Here is a 13,232-nt window from a genome sequence, read left to right on the forward strand (position 1 = left end):
TTGGCTTTTGTGATGGTCGGTTGCACACTCGGGGAGGAGTCGACCGCTGGCACGGTGCCGGCGGCGCCGATGCGGCAGGCGGTCTCCTGTCGTGGGAGAGCCTTTGATGGCGGCGAGCGTACGCATGCGCAATACACTGACGCTGTTTTCCTCGAACGACGACGTACTGTGCCACCGTGTACGCCTGGTCCTGGCGGCCAAGGGCGTCACCTTCGACTTCGTTCCGGTCGATCCGCAGAACCCGCCTGAAGACCTGATCGACCTCAATCCGTACCACTCGGTGCCGACCCTGGTCGAACGCGAGCTGGTGCTGTACGCCGCGTCGGTGGTCAGCGAGTACCTGGATGAGCGCTACCCGCATCCGCCACTGATGCCGGTCGACCCGCTGTCGCGTGCGCGCATCCGCCTGGCCATGCTGCGCATCGAGCACGACTGGGTGCCGCAGGTGCAGGCCATCCAGCTGGGCAACAAGACCCAGGCCGAGGCCGGGCGCAAGCGCCTGAAGGAACTGCTGACCGCCTCGCTGCCGCTGTTCAAGGCCAGCAAGTTCTTCCTCAATCCGGAAATGAGCCTGGCCGACTGCGCGATGGCGCCGATCATCTGGCGCCTGCAGTCGCTGGATGTGCCGCTGCCGAAGGATGGCAAGGCGATCGAGGACTACGGCAACCGCATCTTCCGCCATCCCGGATTTGTCCGCAGCCTGACCGAGCAGGAAAAGAAACTGCGCGATCTGCCGGTCTGATCCGTCCCCGCGTTACCCGTCTGCAGGCCGACCGGCGTGCAGACGATCCGCCCCGGCGGGGCGCCGGGCGCGTACACTTCACGCATGACCGAAGACTTCTTCCACATGACCAGCCACCGCCCGTACCTGCTGCGGGCGCTGGTGGAATGGATCAACGACAACCAGCTGACCCCGCACATCCTGGTCGACGCCGGCGTCCCCGGCGTGCAGGTCCCGCCTTCGGCGGTCAAGGATGGCCGGGTCGTGCTCAACATCGCCGAACGTGCTGTCGTGCGGCTGATGATCGACAACGAAATGGTGAGCTTCTCGGCCCGCTTCTCCGGAACCAGCTACCCGGTGCAGGTGCCGATCAGCGCCGTGCTGGCGGTCTACGCCCGCGAGACCGGGCAGGGCATGGCATTGCCGGATGACATTCCGGGCAACGAAACCGCACCGACCAGCGATGAGCTGCTGCACGAGGAAGGCACGCCGCCGGACGACACGCCGCCGGCCAGTCCGCCACCGAAGGGCCGCCCGAACCTGCGCGTGGTCAAGTAACCATTCCGACGCCGCCCGATGGGCGGCGTTTTTCTTTGCCCGTTTGGCGGTGGGTGCCGACCGTTGGCCGGCACATCTTCAAACCCTAGGCATCCTCGGCATCCGGCCGGATCTGGCTGATCCGCGCGGCACCGGGGCCGGTGAACGAAATCAGCTGGTCGCCACGCAGCACCATGCGGCCCACGTGGCGATCGATGCCATCGTAGGAATACTCGAACTTGAAGGTGCGCTCGAAACCGAGCCGGCCATCCTCGCCACGCGACAGTCGCAGGCCGGTGGCGTGCACCGCCTGGTCCAGCCACTGCACGTCGGCGGCGCGGCAGGCATTGCGTCCCAGCTTGACCGCGCGCTCGGCGGCCGAGCGTGCGGCGTTCCAGAAGAAGTAGATGATTCCGCCGGCAATCAGCAACAGCAGCAGGGTAGGCATGGCGTCAGCCGTCAGAGGTCGATCCGGCAAAGATGGCGGCGAACGCGCGCTGGATCAAGCACGGGTATCACCGGCTCGGCGGTGGCTGGCCCGTCATCGGTGCTGCGGGCGCGTTGGCCGGTACGGCCTGCATCGGCGCTGCGGAGGGTGACGGCATCACCAATGGCGCGGTCGCGGTCAACTGCAGCAGGGCCGCCCAGTCCTGGCGGTTGAAGCTGCATTCGTCCTCGCGGCCCGGCGTGCAGCTGGGGTCGATGCCGGTGCTGTTGCGTTCGCGTGCCGGGGGCAGCTTGATCAATCCGGTACGGTCCAGCGGCAGCAGGCGCATTGCCACGGTGTTCATCACGTTGCCACCGACCAGGTACAGGGTCTGGTCGCCCCCCAGGTTGGCAGCCACCACCACTTCGCAATGCGATTTCCAGTGGCCCACCGAACCGTTGCCCAGCGCCTGCACCAGCCCGCTGTAGCTGAGCGTCGTGCTGCGGTCGCGCAGGAAGCACAACAGATCGCCCGGTGCGGGCTTTGCGGTCGCGGGATCGACCAGCCGGTACGGCACGCCCGAGGGGCCGCCCTGGTACGCGGCACGGATGTAGTCGATGTGGCGCGGCGACGTGTTGAAGCCGGGAACGCCGGCCTGCACCATCACCCAGGAAATGAAAGCGGCCGACCACGGATTGTCGATCAGGAAGGCGCGGCAGTCGCTGTCGGTGTAGCGCGTACCCAGCGGTGCCACGCAGCTGCTGGCACCGGCGATGCTGCCCATCGCGTTGAGCGTGCCGCTGTTGCGCCAGTAGCCGGCCACGCGCTGCCAGGCAATCAGCCCGTTGTCGGCCAGGTGTTCGTTCTCGGCCTCGGTGACACTCAGACTCGCCGCGCGGCCATCGCGATCGATGAAGGGCCGGAACCAGAGCCGGTGTTCATTGCAGGCGGTATTGCGGATGGCCACCGCCAATGGGCTCAGGCCGAAGCGGGGAGGGACATCGCAGGCTTCAGCGGCTGCGGCGGACAAGGGGGCTGCCGCGAGCAGCAGACAGGCAGGCAAGAGCATCCGGCGCATGCGCGGCTCCTGTGGGGGATGCCCGCAGCGTCGCAGAGGCTGGCGTAGCCGAGCCGTGAAGGCGCCCGGGTCGTGTAGAGGCGAGCCTACGCTCGGCTCCACAAGGTCGCGTAGGCCTCAAGCCGGCGGCGGGCCCAGCTTCAACGACAGATCGATGGCCTGCACATGCTTGGTCAGCCCGCCGATGGAGATGCAATCGACGCCATCCTCGGCGATCGAACGCAGGCCGCCCAGGCCGACGCTGCCGGAGACTTCCAGCGGAATGCGCCCGGCCGTGATGCGCACCGCCTCGCGGCGCAGGTCGGGACTGAAGTCATCCAGCAGGATGCGTTCGCAACCGGCTTCGAGCGCCTGGCGCAGCTGTGCCAGGTCTTCGACCTCGACCACCAGTGGCAGCGCAGGCCACTGCCGGCGTGCGGCGGCCACCGCCGCGGCCAGCGAACCGGCAGCACGGATGTGGTTCTCCTTCAGCATCACCGTGTCGTACAGGCCGAAGCGATGGTTCTCGCCGCCGCCGCAGCGCACCGCGTACTTCTGTGCCAGGCGCAGGCCGGGCAGGGTCTTGCGGGTGTCGAGGATGCGGGTACCGGTACCGGCCACCGCAGCCACGTAGCGGGCAGTGGTGGTCGCGGTGCCGGACAGCGTCTGCAGGAAGTTCAGCGATGTGCGCTCGGCACTGACCAGGCTGCGGCTGCGCCCGTGCAGCAGGGCCAGCACGGTGCCGGCGGTGACGGCATCGCCTTCGGCGATGTGCCATTCAATGCGCACGTCAGGGTCGAGCGCGCGATGGGTGGCGTCGAACCAGGGCCGCCCGGCGATCACCGCATCCTGCTTGCACAGCAGGTAGGCGCTGTCGGCCTGGTCGGGGAGCAGGGCGGCGGTGACGTCACCGCTGCCCAGGTCCTCGGCCAGCGCGCGCGCGACATCGGCGGCGACAACGGCCGCATCCGGCGTCGGCAGCGTGCTCATGCGGCCGGGAAGTCGGCGATCTGGGCGGTCGGAATGGCTTCCTCGGCCAGCAGCACCGGGATGCCGTCGTCGACGCGGAACACCTGCTTGCGGTCACGGGTGACCAGCGCCTCGCGCAGCGGCTGCGCCAGCGGGTTGCCATCGGCCTTGGTCACCGTGCCGGCGGAAATGGCCTTGTTGAGGGCTTCCAGGCCCTTGCCATCCAGCAGGGACAGGGGCTGGCGGGTGTCCGGGGACACCAGCAGGTCGAGCAGCTTGCGATCCATGGTTCTTCGTCTTGCGTGGAAGACGGCTAGAATACGTCTTTAAGGCAGGTGACGGCCAATGACCCCCAACCCGATCGCGCCGCTTGTCGGCATCGTCATGGGTTCCCGTTCCGACTGGGAAACCATGCAGCACGCCGCCCAGAAGCTTGAAGCCCTGGGTGTTCCGTTCGAAGTGAAGGTGGTGTCCGCGCATCGGACGCCGGATGTGTTGTTCAGTTACGCCGAGCAGGCGGGCCCGCGTGGCCTGCGCGCGATCATCGCCGGTGCCGGCGGGGCCGCGCACCTGCCAGGCATGATCGCGGCCAAGACCGCCGTGCCGGTGCTGGGTGTGCCGGTGCAGTCCAAAGCCCTCAACGGCATGGATTCCCTGCTGTCGATCGTGCAGATGCCGGCCGGCATCCCGGTCGCCACCTTCGCCATCGGCAACGCCGGCGCCTCCAACGCCGCGCTGTTCGCGGCGGCGATGCTGGCCAGCGACCAGCCGGCGATCGGCCAGGCGCTCGATGCCTTCCGTGCACGCCAGACCGAAGACGTGATGGCCCACGACGATCCGCGCCAATGAGCCTGACCGTCGGCATCCTGGGCGGCGGCCAGCTCGCCCGCATGATGGTCCTGGCCGGTGCGCCGCTGGGGCTTCGCTTCGAACTGTACGACCCGGCCGCCGACGCCTGCAGCGGCCCGCTGGCGCCGCTCACCGTGGGCGCCTTCGATGACCGCCAGGCCCTGGCGGACTTCGCCGCCAAGGTCGATGTGGTCACCTTCGATTTCGAGAACGTACCTGCCGACAGTGCACAGTTCCTGGCCGACCGCGTGCCGGTCTATCCGCCGCCGGCCGCGCTGGCGGTGGCCCAGGACCGGTTGAGCGAGAAGACCCTGTTCCAGCAGCTGGGTATTCCGCTGCCGGCCTTCGCCGACATCCGTAACCGCGACGAGCTGGCGGCGAAGGCGGCTGAGTTCGGCCTGCCGTGCATCCTCAAGACCCGCCGCCTCGGCTACGACGGCAAGGGTCAGTTCCGCCTGCGCAGCGAAGCCGACATCGACGCCGCATGGGATGCGCTCGGTGCCCAGGCGGAGCGCACCGGACTGATCCTGGAGGGCTTCGTGGCCTTCCAACGCGAGGTCAGCGTGGTGGCCGTGCGTGGCCGCGATGGCAGCTTCGAAGCCTGGCCGGTCACCGGCAACTGGCATGTCGACGGCGTGCTGTCGGCCAGCGTGGCACCAGCGGTGCTGTCCGACGCCGAGCGGCAGGCAGCGATCGGCTATGCCCGCCGCGTCGCCGAGCACCTGCAGTATGTGGGCGTGTTCGCACTGGAGCTGTTCTGTCGCGACGGCGAACTGCTGGCCAACGAGATGGCACCGCGCGTGCACAACTCCGGGCACTGGACCATCGAAGGCAGCGAGACCTCGCAGTTCGAGAACCACCTGCGTGCCGTGCTGGGCCTGCCACTGGGCAGCACCCGCATGCTCGGCCATGCCTGCATGCTGAACTGGCTGGGCGCGATGCCCGATCCGGCGCCGGTGCTGGGTCAGGCCAGTGGCCATTGGCACGATTACGGCAAGGAGCCGCGCGAAGGTCGCAAGGTCGGCCACGCCACGTTGCGCGACGATGATGCCGCTGCATTGGCCGATGCGCTGGACCAGGTCGGCCTGGAGCTGGACCGCCAGGCTCAGGTGGCGCCGGCAGTGCACGCGCTGCGCAACCGCTGAGCCCGGGCGTGCCGGCCAATGGCCGGCACAACCCTGTATGCCTGCAACGGTGTGGCGCGCCGGTGCAGGCATCGGCGCACCATTGCCGGTGGTAGCGTGGAGCTCCTTTCACAGGAGTCACGACCATGCTTGACTGGAATGCCTACCGCAAGGAACTGAAGGGCCGCATCGGCGAGATCGGCAAGCTCTCGCCGGACACGGTCAAGGGCTACGCCACCCTGGCCAATGCCGGTGCCCAGACCAACCACCTGGATGCCAAGACCCGTGAGCTGATCGCATTGGCGGTGGCGGTGACCACCCGCTGCGACGGCTGCATCACCGTGCACGTGGACGCTGCGCTGAAGCAGGGCGCCAGTCGCGAGGAAATCGCCGAAGCACTGGGCGTGGCGGTGTCGCTCAATGCCGGCGCGGCGCTGGTGTACTCGGCGCGGGTGATGGACGCGGTGGCTGCGCACGAGAACGCGTGACGCTCCGCTCTGCATTTCGGTAGTGCCGGCCGCTGGCCGGCAACCCCGGCATCCTTGTGCGTCCAGTGGGTTGCCGGCCAGCGGCCGGCACTACCCCGGGACCGAGCCGCTGCCTCAGCGCAGCTGGCTCTCGGCGAATTCCCAGTTGACCATCTGCCAGAAGGCATCCAGGTAACGCGCGCGATCATTCTGGTAATCGGTGTAGTAGGCGTGCTCCCAGACATCGCAGCACAGCAGCGGGGTGCTTTCGCCGGTCAGTGGCGTGCCGGCGTTGCGGGTGGCCTGGATGCCGAGCTGACCACCGGGGTGCTGCACCAGCCACACCCAGCCCGAGCCGAACAGGCCCAGCGCGGTGCGGTTGAATTCCTCGCGCAGGCGCTGCGCATCACCGAACTGGCGCTTGACCAGCTCGCCCAGCCGGCCCTGCGGCTCGCCGCCGCCGCGCGGGCGCAGGCACTGCCAATAGAAGCCGTGGTTCCAGGCCTGGGCGGCCGCATCGAACAGCGTGCCCTGGGCATGGCGCACGATCTCTTCCAGTGACGCCTCCTCCCACTCGGTGCCGAGAGTGCCGGCGTTGACCGCGTCAACGTAGGCGCGGTGGTGGCGGCCGTGATGCAACTCAACGGTCTGCGCGGACAGGTGGGGCTGCAGGGAGCCGGGGAGGTAGGGCAGGGCAGGCAATTCGACGGGCATGGACAGGTTCGTGGCCAGGGGACGGCGGTAGCCTGTTCCATCCGCTTACAATGGCGGCTACCGTGGGCAGTCTAGCCGACCATCACGGTCGGTTTGTCCGGCGAAGCAAGGAGTGTGGTTGTGGCGGTAATGCAGCAAATCCAGGCCGAGGTCGATCGTTACCCGCTCGTGCTGTTCATGAAGGGCACCCCGCAATACCCGATGTGCGGCTTTTCCAGTCGCGCCGTGCAGGCGTTGATGGCAGCCGGCGCCGTCACCCTGCGCACTGTCAACGTGCTCGAAGAGCCGGAGATCCGCGCCAACCTGCCGCGCTTTTCCAATCTGCCGACCTTCCCGCAGCTGTTCATCAACGGTGAGTTGATCGGCGGCTGCGACATCGTCATGGAACTGTTTGAATCCGGCGAGCTCAAGCGCATCGTCGAAGAGGCGACCCAGGGATGAGTGCCTGGCCGTCGACGTCACCGACTGACGGGGCGATCGATGGCCGCCCGTTGCAGGATCGCGTCGTACTGGTCGCCGGCGCCGGGGGAGGGCTGGGCAGTGCCACGGCGGTCGCCGCAGCCGCAGCCGGTGCCACCGTGGTCCTGCTGGGACGCAAGCCGCGCCGGCTGGACCGGGTCTATGCCCAGGTCCAGGCGGTCGGTCCGGAACCGCTTCTGTACCCGCTGGACCTGGAAGGCGCCAGTCCCGATGACTATGCCGAACTGGCCCAGGCCCTGCAGCGCGAGCTGGGGCGGCTGGATGGACTGCTGGTCTGCGCAGCGCATTTCCCCGGGCTGACTCCGTTTGAACTGGCTGACCCGGCCAGTTTCGCCCGTGCGGTCCATGTCACCCTGACCGCGCCGTCCTGGCTGGCCCAGGCCTGCCTGCCGCTGCTGCGGCAACGCGAGGATGCCGCTCTGGTGTTCGCGGTCGATGCTCCCGAACGGGTCGGACAGGCCTACTGGGGGGGGTATGGCGTGGCCCAGCACGGCCTGCGTGGCCTGATCGCCAGCCTGCACGATGAACTGCGCCGCAGTCCCATCCGGGTCAGCGGCCTGTACCCCGGCCCCCTGCGCACGGCGCTTCGGGCCCGCGCCTATTCCGTGGACCAGGACCCGGCTGCGCAAGGCCCGGAAGCCGCGGCGGCCGCCGCGGTGACCCTGCTGTCCGCCGCTGGGAGCACCTGGCGCGGGCAGATTCTCGATGCCAGTGAGACGCCCCGGGAAAGGTGAGCCCTGTGGAAAGACGGAGTGAAGAACCCGTCACGATTGCGTTGCGAACCGGTGCCGTTTGTCGCACAACCGTCACATTGATGGCGTAGCGTGTTAATCTAGTGTTAACCGTTAGGGCTGCCTTCAGCCGAGCGGTAGGGAACCCCAGATAACTCTCCGATCAGCCACCCGCAGGGCTGCTTGGATGCGCTTTTTTTCCGCCATCGCCAACTCGCATCGAGGCTACCGAAAAATGACCCACCCACTCCGGATGTCCAAGCTTACCCTTGGTCTCGTGGCTGCACTTGCTGCCGCTCCCGCCTTCGCCCAGAGCAGCACCTCCGCCGGTGTCGGCGGCCAGGTGATGTCCGCTGCAGGCCAGCCTGTCGCCGGCGCTGAAGTCACCATCACGCACACCGAGTCGGGCACTGTTTCGCGTGCCACCACCGATGCGTCGGGCCGATACAACGCGCGCGGCCTGCGCGTGGGTGGTCCGTACACCATCACCATCACCAAGTCCGGTGAAGGCACCAAGACCGAGGAAGGTGTCTACCTGAACCTGAACCAGGTCAACACCGTCAACGCCAACCTGGGCGGTGATCTGGCTGCGACCAACCTGGACGCGGTGAACGTTGTTGCCACCGCCGGCGGCCTGGACCTGTTCAGTGCCAACAAGATGGGCACCGGCACCAACGTGACCCGCGAAACGATGGATGCGCTGCCGTCGGCCAGCCGCAACATCCAGGACTACGTCCGTCTCGACCCGCGCATCTCGCAGGTCAGCAAGGCGGACGGCGCGATCTCGGCTGGCGGCCAGAACACCCGTTACAACGCCATCCGCATCGACGGCATCAGCGCCTCCGATCCGTTCGGCCTGGGTTCCAACAACCTGCCGACCGAGCGTCAGCCGGTGTCGATGGACGCCATCCAGGAAATCAATATCGACCTGGCCAACTACGACACCACCATCGCCGGTGGCACCGGCGCGGTGATCAACGCCGTGACCAAGTCGGGTACCAATGAATTCCACGGCACCGTGTACGGTTCGTACCGCGACAAGGACATGGTCCGCTCGCGCCTGGAAGGTGACAAGCAGGACTTCAACGGCTTCGAGGACGAGAAGACCTACGGCATGACCTTCGGCGGCCCGATCGTCAAGGACAAGCTGTTCTTCTTCACCAACTATGAAAAGTACGAGCGCTCGGCTGCCGGCGTCGCCCTGAGCGACACGCCGATCGGCCGTGGCACCATCACCCAGCAGCAGATCACCGACGTCCAGAACTTCCTGGGCAAGCTGGGCTACGACCCGGGCAGCCTGACGGCGCCGAACAGCAAGACCGAGATCGAAGAGTATGCGGTCAAGCTGGACTGGAACATCAACGAGAACCACCGTGCGGCCCTGCGCTACAACAAGATGGAGCAGAACGTCGTTCGCTTCCCGCAGGTCAGCAGCAGCGCCATCTCGCTGAGCAACTTCTGGTACCAGCAGCCGACCCAGTACGAAACCTGGATGGGCGAACTGTTCAGTGACTGGTCCGAGAACTTCTCGACCGAGTTCAAGGTCTCGCACAAGGATTACTCGGCCAACCGCGTCCCGCTGGTCGACATGCCGCAGATCCGCATCAAGTCGGGCAACGATTCGCTGTACGTCGGTACTGAACAGAACACCCACGTCAACATCGTCGAGTCGAAGGAACTGAGCGCCTTTGGTGCCGGTACCTGGTACATCGGTGACCACACCGTCAAGTTCGGCTTCGATTACTCGAAGAATGACCTGATGAACTTCTACGGCCGCAACCTCAACGGCGTGTACGAATTCAACAGCGTCAACGATTTCCTGGCGGGCAAGGCTTCGCGCTACCAGCTGCGTGCGCCGCGCGCCGATGGCAGCCGCAGCGACATCCCGGCCGACTTCACCCTGAAGAACACCGGCGTGTTCGTGCAGGACACCTGGGCGATCAACTACAACCTGAACCTGATGTTCGGCGTGCGCATCGACATGCCTGACTTCAGCACCCAGCGCCTGTACAACCCGCGCATCGAGCAGCTGTACGGCTTCAACAACACCAAGCTGGTCGACAAGAACCTGGTGCAGCCGCGCGTCGGCTTCAACTACACCTTCGACAGCGATCGCCCGACCCAGCTGCGCGGTGGCGTGGGCCTGTTCGGCGGCGCCGCCCCGAACGTGTGGCTGGCAGGTGCCTACCAGAACACCGGCCTGAACTACATCGAGTACGACGAGCGCAGCATCCCGGCCGGTGCCTTCACCCCGGACGGCAACAACCCGTACATCCCGGCCGGTGGCCCGGCTTCGGCCCGTCAGAACGTTGACATCATCGCGCCGGGCACCCGCCTGCCGTCGGTGTGGAAGGCCAACCTGGCGTTCGACCATGAGCTGCCGTGGTACGGCATCGTGGCGTCGGCCGAAGTGCTGTTCACCAAGGTCAAGGACGGCATCTACTTCGACCGCCTGGACGTGTCGGCGCCGACCGCCTTCGGTCAGGACGGCCGCGCGATCTACTGGAACGATGCTGGACGCAACTCGGCGAACACTCGCATCGATAAGGGTGTCGACTACGGCATCTCCACCGGTACCAAAAATGCAGTTGATCGTTTCAACCGTCCGAAGGACATCGGCGACGTTCTGGTCCTGCGCAACACCGACAAGGGCCGCGGCACCCAGGCCACCTTCTCGCTGGCCAAGCCGTTGACCGAGAACTGGGGCTGGTCGCTGGGTTACACCTACACCAAGTCCACCGAAGTCAGCCCGCTGTCCAGCTCGCAGAACACCTCGAACTGGAACAACACGCTGATCTTCAATGCCAACGAGAACGTGGCCTACAACTCGCGTTATGCGATGAAGGACCGCGTCACCGGCACCCTGGAGTGGAAGCACAACTTCTTCGGTGACAACGCTACCCGCGTCGGCCTGTTCTACGAAGGCCGTTCGGGCCGTCCGTACAGCTACATCTTCTACAACGATGCCAACGGCGACGGTGCTACCACCAACGACCTGTTCTACGTGCCGAAGGGTCCGGGCGACGTGCTGTTCACCGGCGGTGCCGCGATGGAGAAGCAGTTCTTCGACTGGCTGGCGCAGAACCCGGAACTCGATGCCTACCGTGGCAGCGTGGTCCCGGCCAACCGCCACCGCGCCTCGTGGGTCAACAGCTTCGACGTCCGCGTCAGCCAGGAATTCCCGGGCTTCATGAAGGGGCACAAGGGTGAAGTCGCTCTGGACATCATGAATGTCGGCAACCTGCTGAACAAGAAGTGGGGCCTGATCGACGACTACGGCTTCTACTCGACCCGTCGCGTTGCCAACTACGCAGGTATCGATCCGGCCACCGGCAAGTACGTGTACTCCTTCACTGGTTCGACCGACAACCCGTCGGTGCAGGAAAACAACAACGACAAGGGCAACACCGCCGTGTCGCGTTGGTCGATGCAGCTGACCCTGAAGTACAAGTTCTGATCCATCAGCGCTTGAAGTGGTAAGTGGAAACGGCCGGGGAAACCCGGCCGTTTTCCGTTCAGGCGAAAGTCCTTGCAGGGCGTGGGGCAACGGCGTAGCATCCAGAAATGTGCGCGGTGCCAACGCCGCCGATGCGGTCCCGGAATGGCGGACGCGGGCGGCACACATCCAACGGTCGGGCTTCCCGGCCGTTTTGCTTTTTAAGGGGGCGGCAGTACAGTCGGAAACCTTGAAGGAAGCGAAAAATTGGATATGACCACGAACGAAAAATCGGCCCGTGCACTGCCGGTGCAGGATGCCCGGATCTACCCGCGCGGTGGGCTGGATGTGCTGTCGCGGGCCGAGGTGGCACGCCTGCGCGATGCCTCCGCCGGCGGCATGCATGAGCTGCTGCGCCGCTGCGCGCTGGCCGTGCTGACCAGCGGCAGCGCCTCGGACGATCCGCGCGCCGCGCGCGATCTCTACCCTGATTTCGACATCCAGGTAGCGCAGCAGGATCGCGGCGTGCGCATCGATCTGGTCAACGCACCGGCGATGGCCTTCGTCGACGGCGAGATCATCCGCGGTGTCGCCGAACTGCTGTTCGCCGTCGTGCGCGACCTGGCCTACATGGCCATCGAAATGGGCCCGGCCTACGCGGCCGAGCTGGAGTCATCCGAGGGCATCACCAACGCGGTATTCGGCCTGCTGCGCAACGCGCGCATCCTCAATCCGGGTGATCCGAACCTGGTGGTGTGCTGGGGCGGACACTCGATCTCGCGCGACGAATACCTGTACACCAAGCAGGTGGGCTATGAACTGGGCCTGCGCGGCCTGGACATCTGCACCGGCTGTGGCCCGGGTGCGATGAAGGGCCCGATGAAGGGTGCCACCATCGCCCACGCCAAGCAGCGCCGTACCGTGACGCGTTACATCGGCCTGACCGAGCCGGGCATCATCGCCGCCGAGTCGCCGAACCCGATCGTCAACCACCTGGTGATCATGCCGGACATCGAGAAGCGCCTTGAGGCCTTCGTCCGCATCGGCCACGGCATCATCGTGTTCGCCGGTGGCGTCGGTACCGCCGAAGAGATCCTGTACCTGCTCGGCATCCTGCTGCGCGAGGAGAACAAGGACCTGCCGTTCCCGCTGATCCTGACCGGCCCGACGGTAGCGGCACCGTACTTCGAGCAGATTGATCGCTTCATCCGCCTGACCCTGGGCGATGCGGCTGCCGATCGCTACGAGATCATCATCGGCGACCCGGTGGCGGTTGCGAAGAAGATGGCCAACGGCATCAAGCGCGTGCGCGAGCACCGTCTGGCGCAGAAGGACTCGTTCTTCTTCAACTGGTCGATCGAGATTCCGTGGGAGTACCAGCAGCCGTTCGTACCCACCCACGAAGCGATGGCCGCGCTGGACCTGCACCATGGGCGTGCCCCGCACGCGCTGGCGGCCGACCTGCGCCGCGCGTTCTCGGGCATCGTCGCCGGCAACGTGAAGGAAGACGGCATGCGCCGCATCGAGCAGTTCGGGCCGTTCCAGATCCACGGCGACCCGGACATGATGCAGGCGCTGGATGCGCTGCTGCGCGCCTTCGTCGAGCAGCGCCGGATGAAGATCTCCGGCGAGTACCAGCCCTGCTACCAGGTGCTGGCCTGAACCCGGGCCGGCGTGATGGGGATCGCGCCGGCACTGGCAGGGGAGGACGGGTCGTCAA

Annotated in this window: 14 protein-coding genes; 9 read left to right on the plus strand and 5 right to left on the minus strand. The window is 66.4% G+C overall.

Annotated elements, in window-relative coordinates; translation table 11 throughout:
• The first annotated feature begins 106 nt into the window (after positions 1 to 106).
• Together AC5P8U_RS10940 and AC5P8U_RS10945 are read left to right on the plus strand one after the other, a co-directional pair.
• A complete protein-coding gene (locus tag AC5P8U_RS10940; RefSeq protein ID WP_005415948.1) occupies positions 107 to 742 on the plus strand; it encodes a glutathione S-transferase N-terminal domain-containing protein in 636 nt (211 codons plus the stop codon).
• Positions 743 to 826: 84 nt separating this feature from the next.
• On the plus strand, positions 827 to 1,279 hold the full coding sequence (locus AC5P8U_RS10945; protein ID WP_005412806.1) for a ClpXP protease specificity-enhancing factor: 453 nt from the start codon (positions 827 to 829) through the stop codon (positions 1,277 to 1,279).
• An 85-nt stretch (positions 1,280 to 1,364) separates the two neighbouring features.
• On the opposite strand, the gene AC5P8U_RS10950 is transcribed toward AC5P8U_RS10945, so the two are convergent.
• The 4 genes from AC5P8U_RS10950 to AC5P8U_RS10965 form a co-directional block, all read right to left on the minus strand.
• The gene (locus tag AC5P8U_RS10950; RefSeq protein ID WP_495214145.1) at positions 1,365 to 1,706 is read right to left on the minus strand and encodes a DUF3301 domain-containing protein; all 342 of its coding nucleotides are present in this window, start codon (positions 1,704 to 1,706) and stop codon (positions 1,365 to 1,367) included.
• 67 nt (positions 1,707 to 1,773) lie between these two features.
• The gene (locus AC5P8U_RS10955) at positions 1,774 to 2,763 is read right to left on the minus strand and encodes a DUF2272 domain-containing protein (protein ID WP_072166751.1); all 990 of its coding nucleotides are present in this window, start codon (positions 2,761 to 2,763) and stop codon (positions 1,774 to 1,776) included.
• A gap of 117 nt (positions 2,764 to 2,880) precedes the next feature.
• Complete coding sequence (gene nadC / locus AC5P8U_RS10960) at positions 2,881 to 3,732, minus strand: carboxylating nicotinate-nucleotide diphosphorylase (RefSeq protein WP_005415952.1); 852 nt, start codon at positions 3,730 to 3,732, stop codon at positions 2,881 to 2,883.
• A complete protein-coding gene (locus tag AC5P8U_RS10965) occupies positions 3,729 to 3,998 on the minus strand; it encodes a Trm112 family protein (protein ID WP_005415953.1) in 270 nt (89 codons plus the stop codon). The genes nadC and AC5P8U_RS10965 overlap by 4 nt, the downstream gene beginning before the upstream one ends.
• 58 nt (positions 3,999 to 4,056) lie before the next feature.
• Between AC5P8U_RS10965 and purE the strand changes: the two genes are divergently transcribed.
• The 3 genes from purE (at position 4,057) to AC5P8U_RS10980 (ending at position 6,172) form a co-directional block, all read left to right on the plus strand.
• The gene (gene purE / locus AC5P8U_RS10970; RefSeq protein ID WP_005412808.1) at positions 4,057 to 4,560 is read left to right on the plus strand and encodes a 5-(carboxyamino)imidazole ribonucleotide mutase; all 504 of its coding nucleotides are present in this window, start codon (positions 4,057 to 4,059) and stop codon (positions 4,558 to 4,560) included.
• Complete coding sequence (locus tag AC5P8U_RS10975) at positions 4,557 to 5,705, plus strand: 5-(carboxyamino)imidazole ribonucleotide synthase (RefSeq protein ID WP_088497713.1); 1,149 nt, start codon at positions 4,557 to 4,559, stop codon at positions 5,703 to 5,705. Before purE ends, AC5P8U_RS10975 begins: the two co-directional genes overlap by 4 nt.
• A 125-nt stretch (positions 5,706 to 5,830) precedes the next feature.
• On the plus strand, positions 5,831 to 6,172 hold the full coding sequence (locus AC5P8U_RS10980; RefSeq protein ID WP_088497714.1) for a carboxymuconolactone decarboxylase family protein: 342 nt from the start codon (positions 5,831 to 5,833) through the stop codon (positions 6,170 to 6,172).
• 114 nt (positions 6,173 to 6,286) lie between these two features.
• Here the strand turns inward: AC5P8U_RS10980 and AC5P8U_RS10985 are convergent, their stop codons facing one another.
• Positions 6,287 to 6,865, minus strand: coding sequence for a superoxide dismutase (locus tag AC5P8U_RS10985; protein WP_032954072.1), 579 nt, complete (start codon positions 6,863 to 6,865; stop codon positions 6,287 to 6,289).
• A gap of 120 nt (positions 6,866 to 6,985) precedes the next feature.
• Between AC5P8U_RS10985 and grxD the strand changes: the two genes are divergently transcribed.
• The 4 genes from grxD to ppnN all read left to right on the plus strand — a co-directional run bounded on the left by grxD (position 6,986) and on the right by ppnN (position 13,174).
• Positions 6,986 to 7,306: a Grx4 family monothiol glutaredoxin gene (gene grxD / locus AC5P8U_RS10990; protein ID WP_005415957.1), complete on the plus strand. Its 321-nt coding sequence runs from the start codon at positions 6,986 to 6,988 to the stop codon at positions 7,304 to 7,306.
• Positions 7,303 to 8,079, plus strand: coding sequence for an SDR family NAD(P)-dependent oxidoreductase (locus AC5P8U_RS10995; protein WP_447897185.1), 777 nt, complete (start codon positions 7,303 to 7,305; stop codon positions 8,077 to 8,079). Before grxD ends, AC5P8U_RS10995 begins: the two co-directional genes overlap by 4 nt.
• Before the next feature lie 232 nt (positions 8,080 to 8,311).
• Positions 8,312 to 11,533 carry a TonB-dependent receptor gene (locus AC5P8U_RS11000; RefSeq protein ID WP_154350506.1) on the plus strand — a complete coding sequence of 1,074 codons (3,222 nt, stop codon included), beginning with the start codon at positions 8,312 to 8,314 and terminating at the stop codon, positions 11,531 to 11,533.
• Positions 11,534 to 11,785: 252 nt separating this feature from the next.
• Positions 11,786 to 13,174 (plus strand): nucleotide 5'-monophosphate nucleosidase PpnN, encoded by a 1,389-nt coding sequence (ppnN, locus tag AC5P8U_RS11005; protein ID WP_088497717.1) that lies wholly within the window; start codon positions 11,786 to 11,788, stop codon positions 13,172 to 13,174.
• Positions 13,175 to 13,232 lie beyond the last annotated feature (58 nt).

This window comes from Stenotrophomonas sp. YJH_SMC_81, assembly GCF_059370875.1.

Excerpts from the sequence above, each read along its gene's own strand:
- purE (WP_005412808.1), top strand. The coding sequence starts at position 4,057 with ATGACCCCCAACCCGATCGCGCCGCTTGTCGGCATCGTCATGGGTTCC.
- ppnN (WP_088497717.1), top strand. The coding sequence starts at position 11,786 with ATGACCACGAACGAAAAATCGGCCCGTGCACTGCCGGTGCAGGATGCC.
- AC5P8U_RS10945 (WP_005412806.1), top strand. The coding sequence starts at position 827 with ATGACCGAAGACTTCTTCCACATGACCAGCCACCGCCCGTACCTGCTG.
- AC5P8U_RS10965 (WP_005415953.1), bottom strand. The coding sequence starts at position 3,998 with ATGGATCGCAAGCTGCTCGACCTGCTGGTGTCCCCGGACACCCGCCAG.
- AC5P8U_RS11000 (WP_154350506.1), top strand. The coding sequence starts at position 8,312 with ATGACCCACCCACTCCGGATGTCCAAGCTTACCCTTGGTCTCGTGGCT.
- AC5P8U_RS10940 (WP_005415948.1), top strand. The coding sequence starts at position 107 with ATGGCGGCGAGCGTACGCATGCGCAATACACTGACGCTGTTTTCCTCG.
- AC5P8U_RS10950 (WP_495214145.1), bottom strand. The coding sequence starts at position 1,706 with ATGCCTACCCTGCTGCTGTTGCTGATTGCCGGCGGAATCATCTACTTC.
- AC5P8U_RS10980 (WP_088497714.1), top strand. The coding sequence starts at position 5,831 with ATGCTTGACTGGAATGCCTACCGCAAGGAACTGAAGGGCCGCATCGGC.
- AC5P8U_RS10985 (WP_032954072.1), bottom strand. The coding sequence starts at position 6,865 with ATGCCCGTCGAATTGCCTGCCCTGCCCTACCTCCCCGGCTCCCTGCAG.
- AC5P8U_RS10995 (WP_447897185.1), top strand. The coding sequence starts at position 7,303 with ATGAGTGCCTGGCCGTCGACGTCACCGACTGACGGGGCGATCGATGGC.
- nadC (WP_005415952.1), bottom strand. The coding sequence starts at position 3,732 with ATGAGCACGCTGCCGACGCCGGATGCGGCCGTTGTCGCCGCCGATGTC.
- AC5P8U_RS10975 (WP_088497713.1), top strand. The coding sequence starts at position 4,557 with ATGAGCCTGACCGTCGGCATCCTGGGCGGCGGCCAGCTCGCCCGCATG.
- AC5P8U_RS10955 (WP_072166751.1), bottom strand. The coding sequence starts at position 2,763 with ATGCGCCGGATGCTCTTGCCTGCCTGTCTGCTGCTCGCGGCAGCCCCC.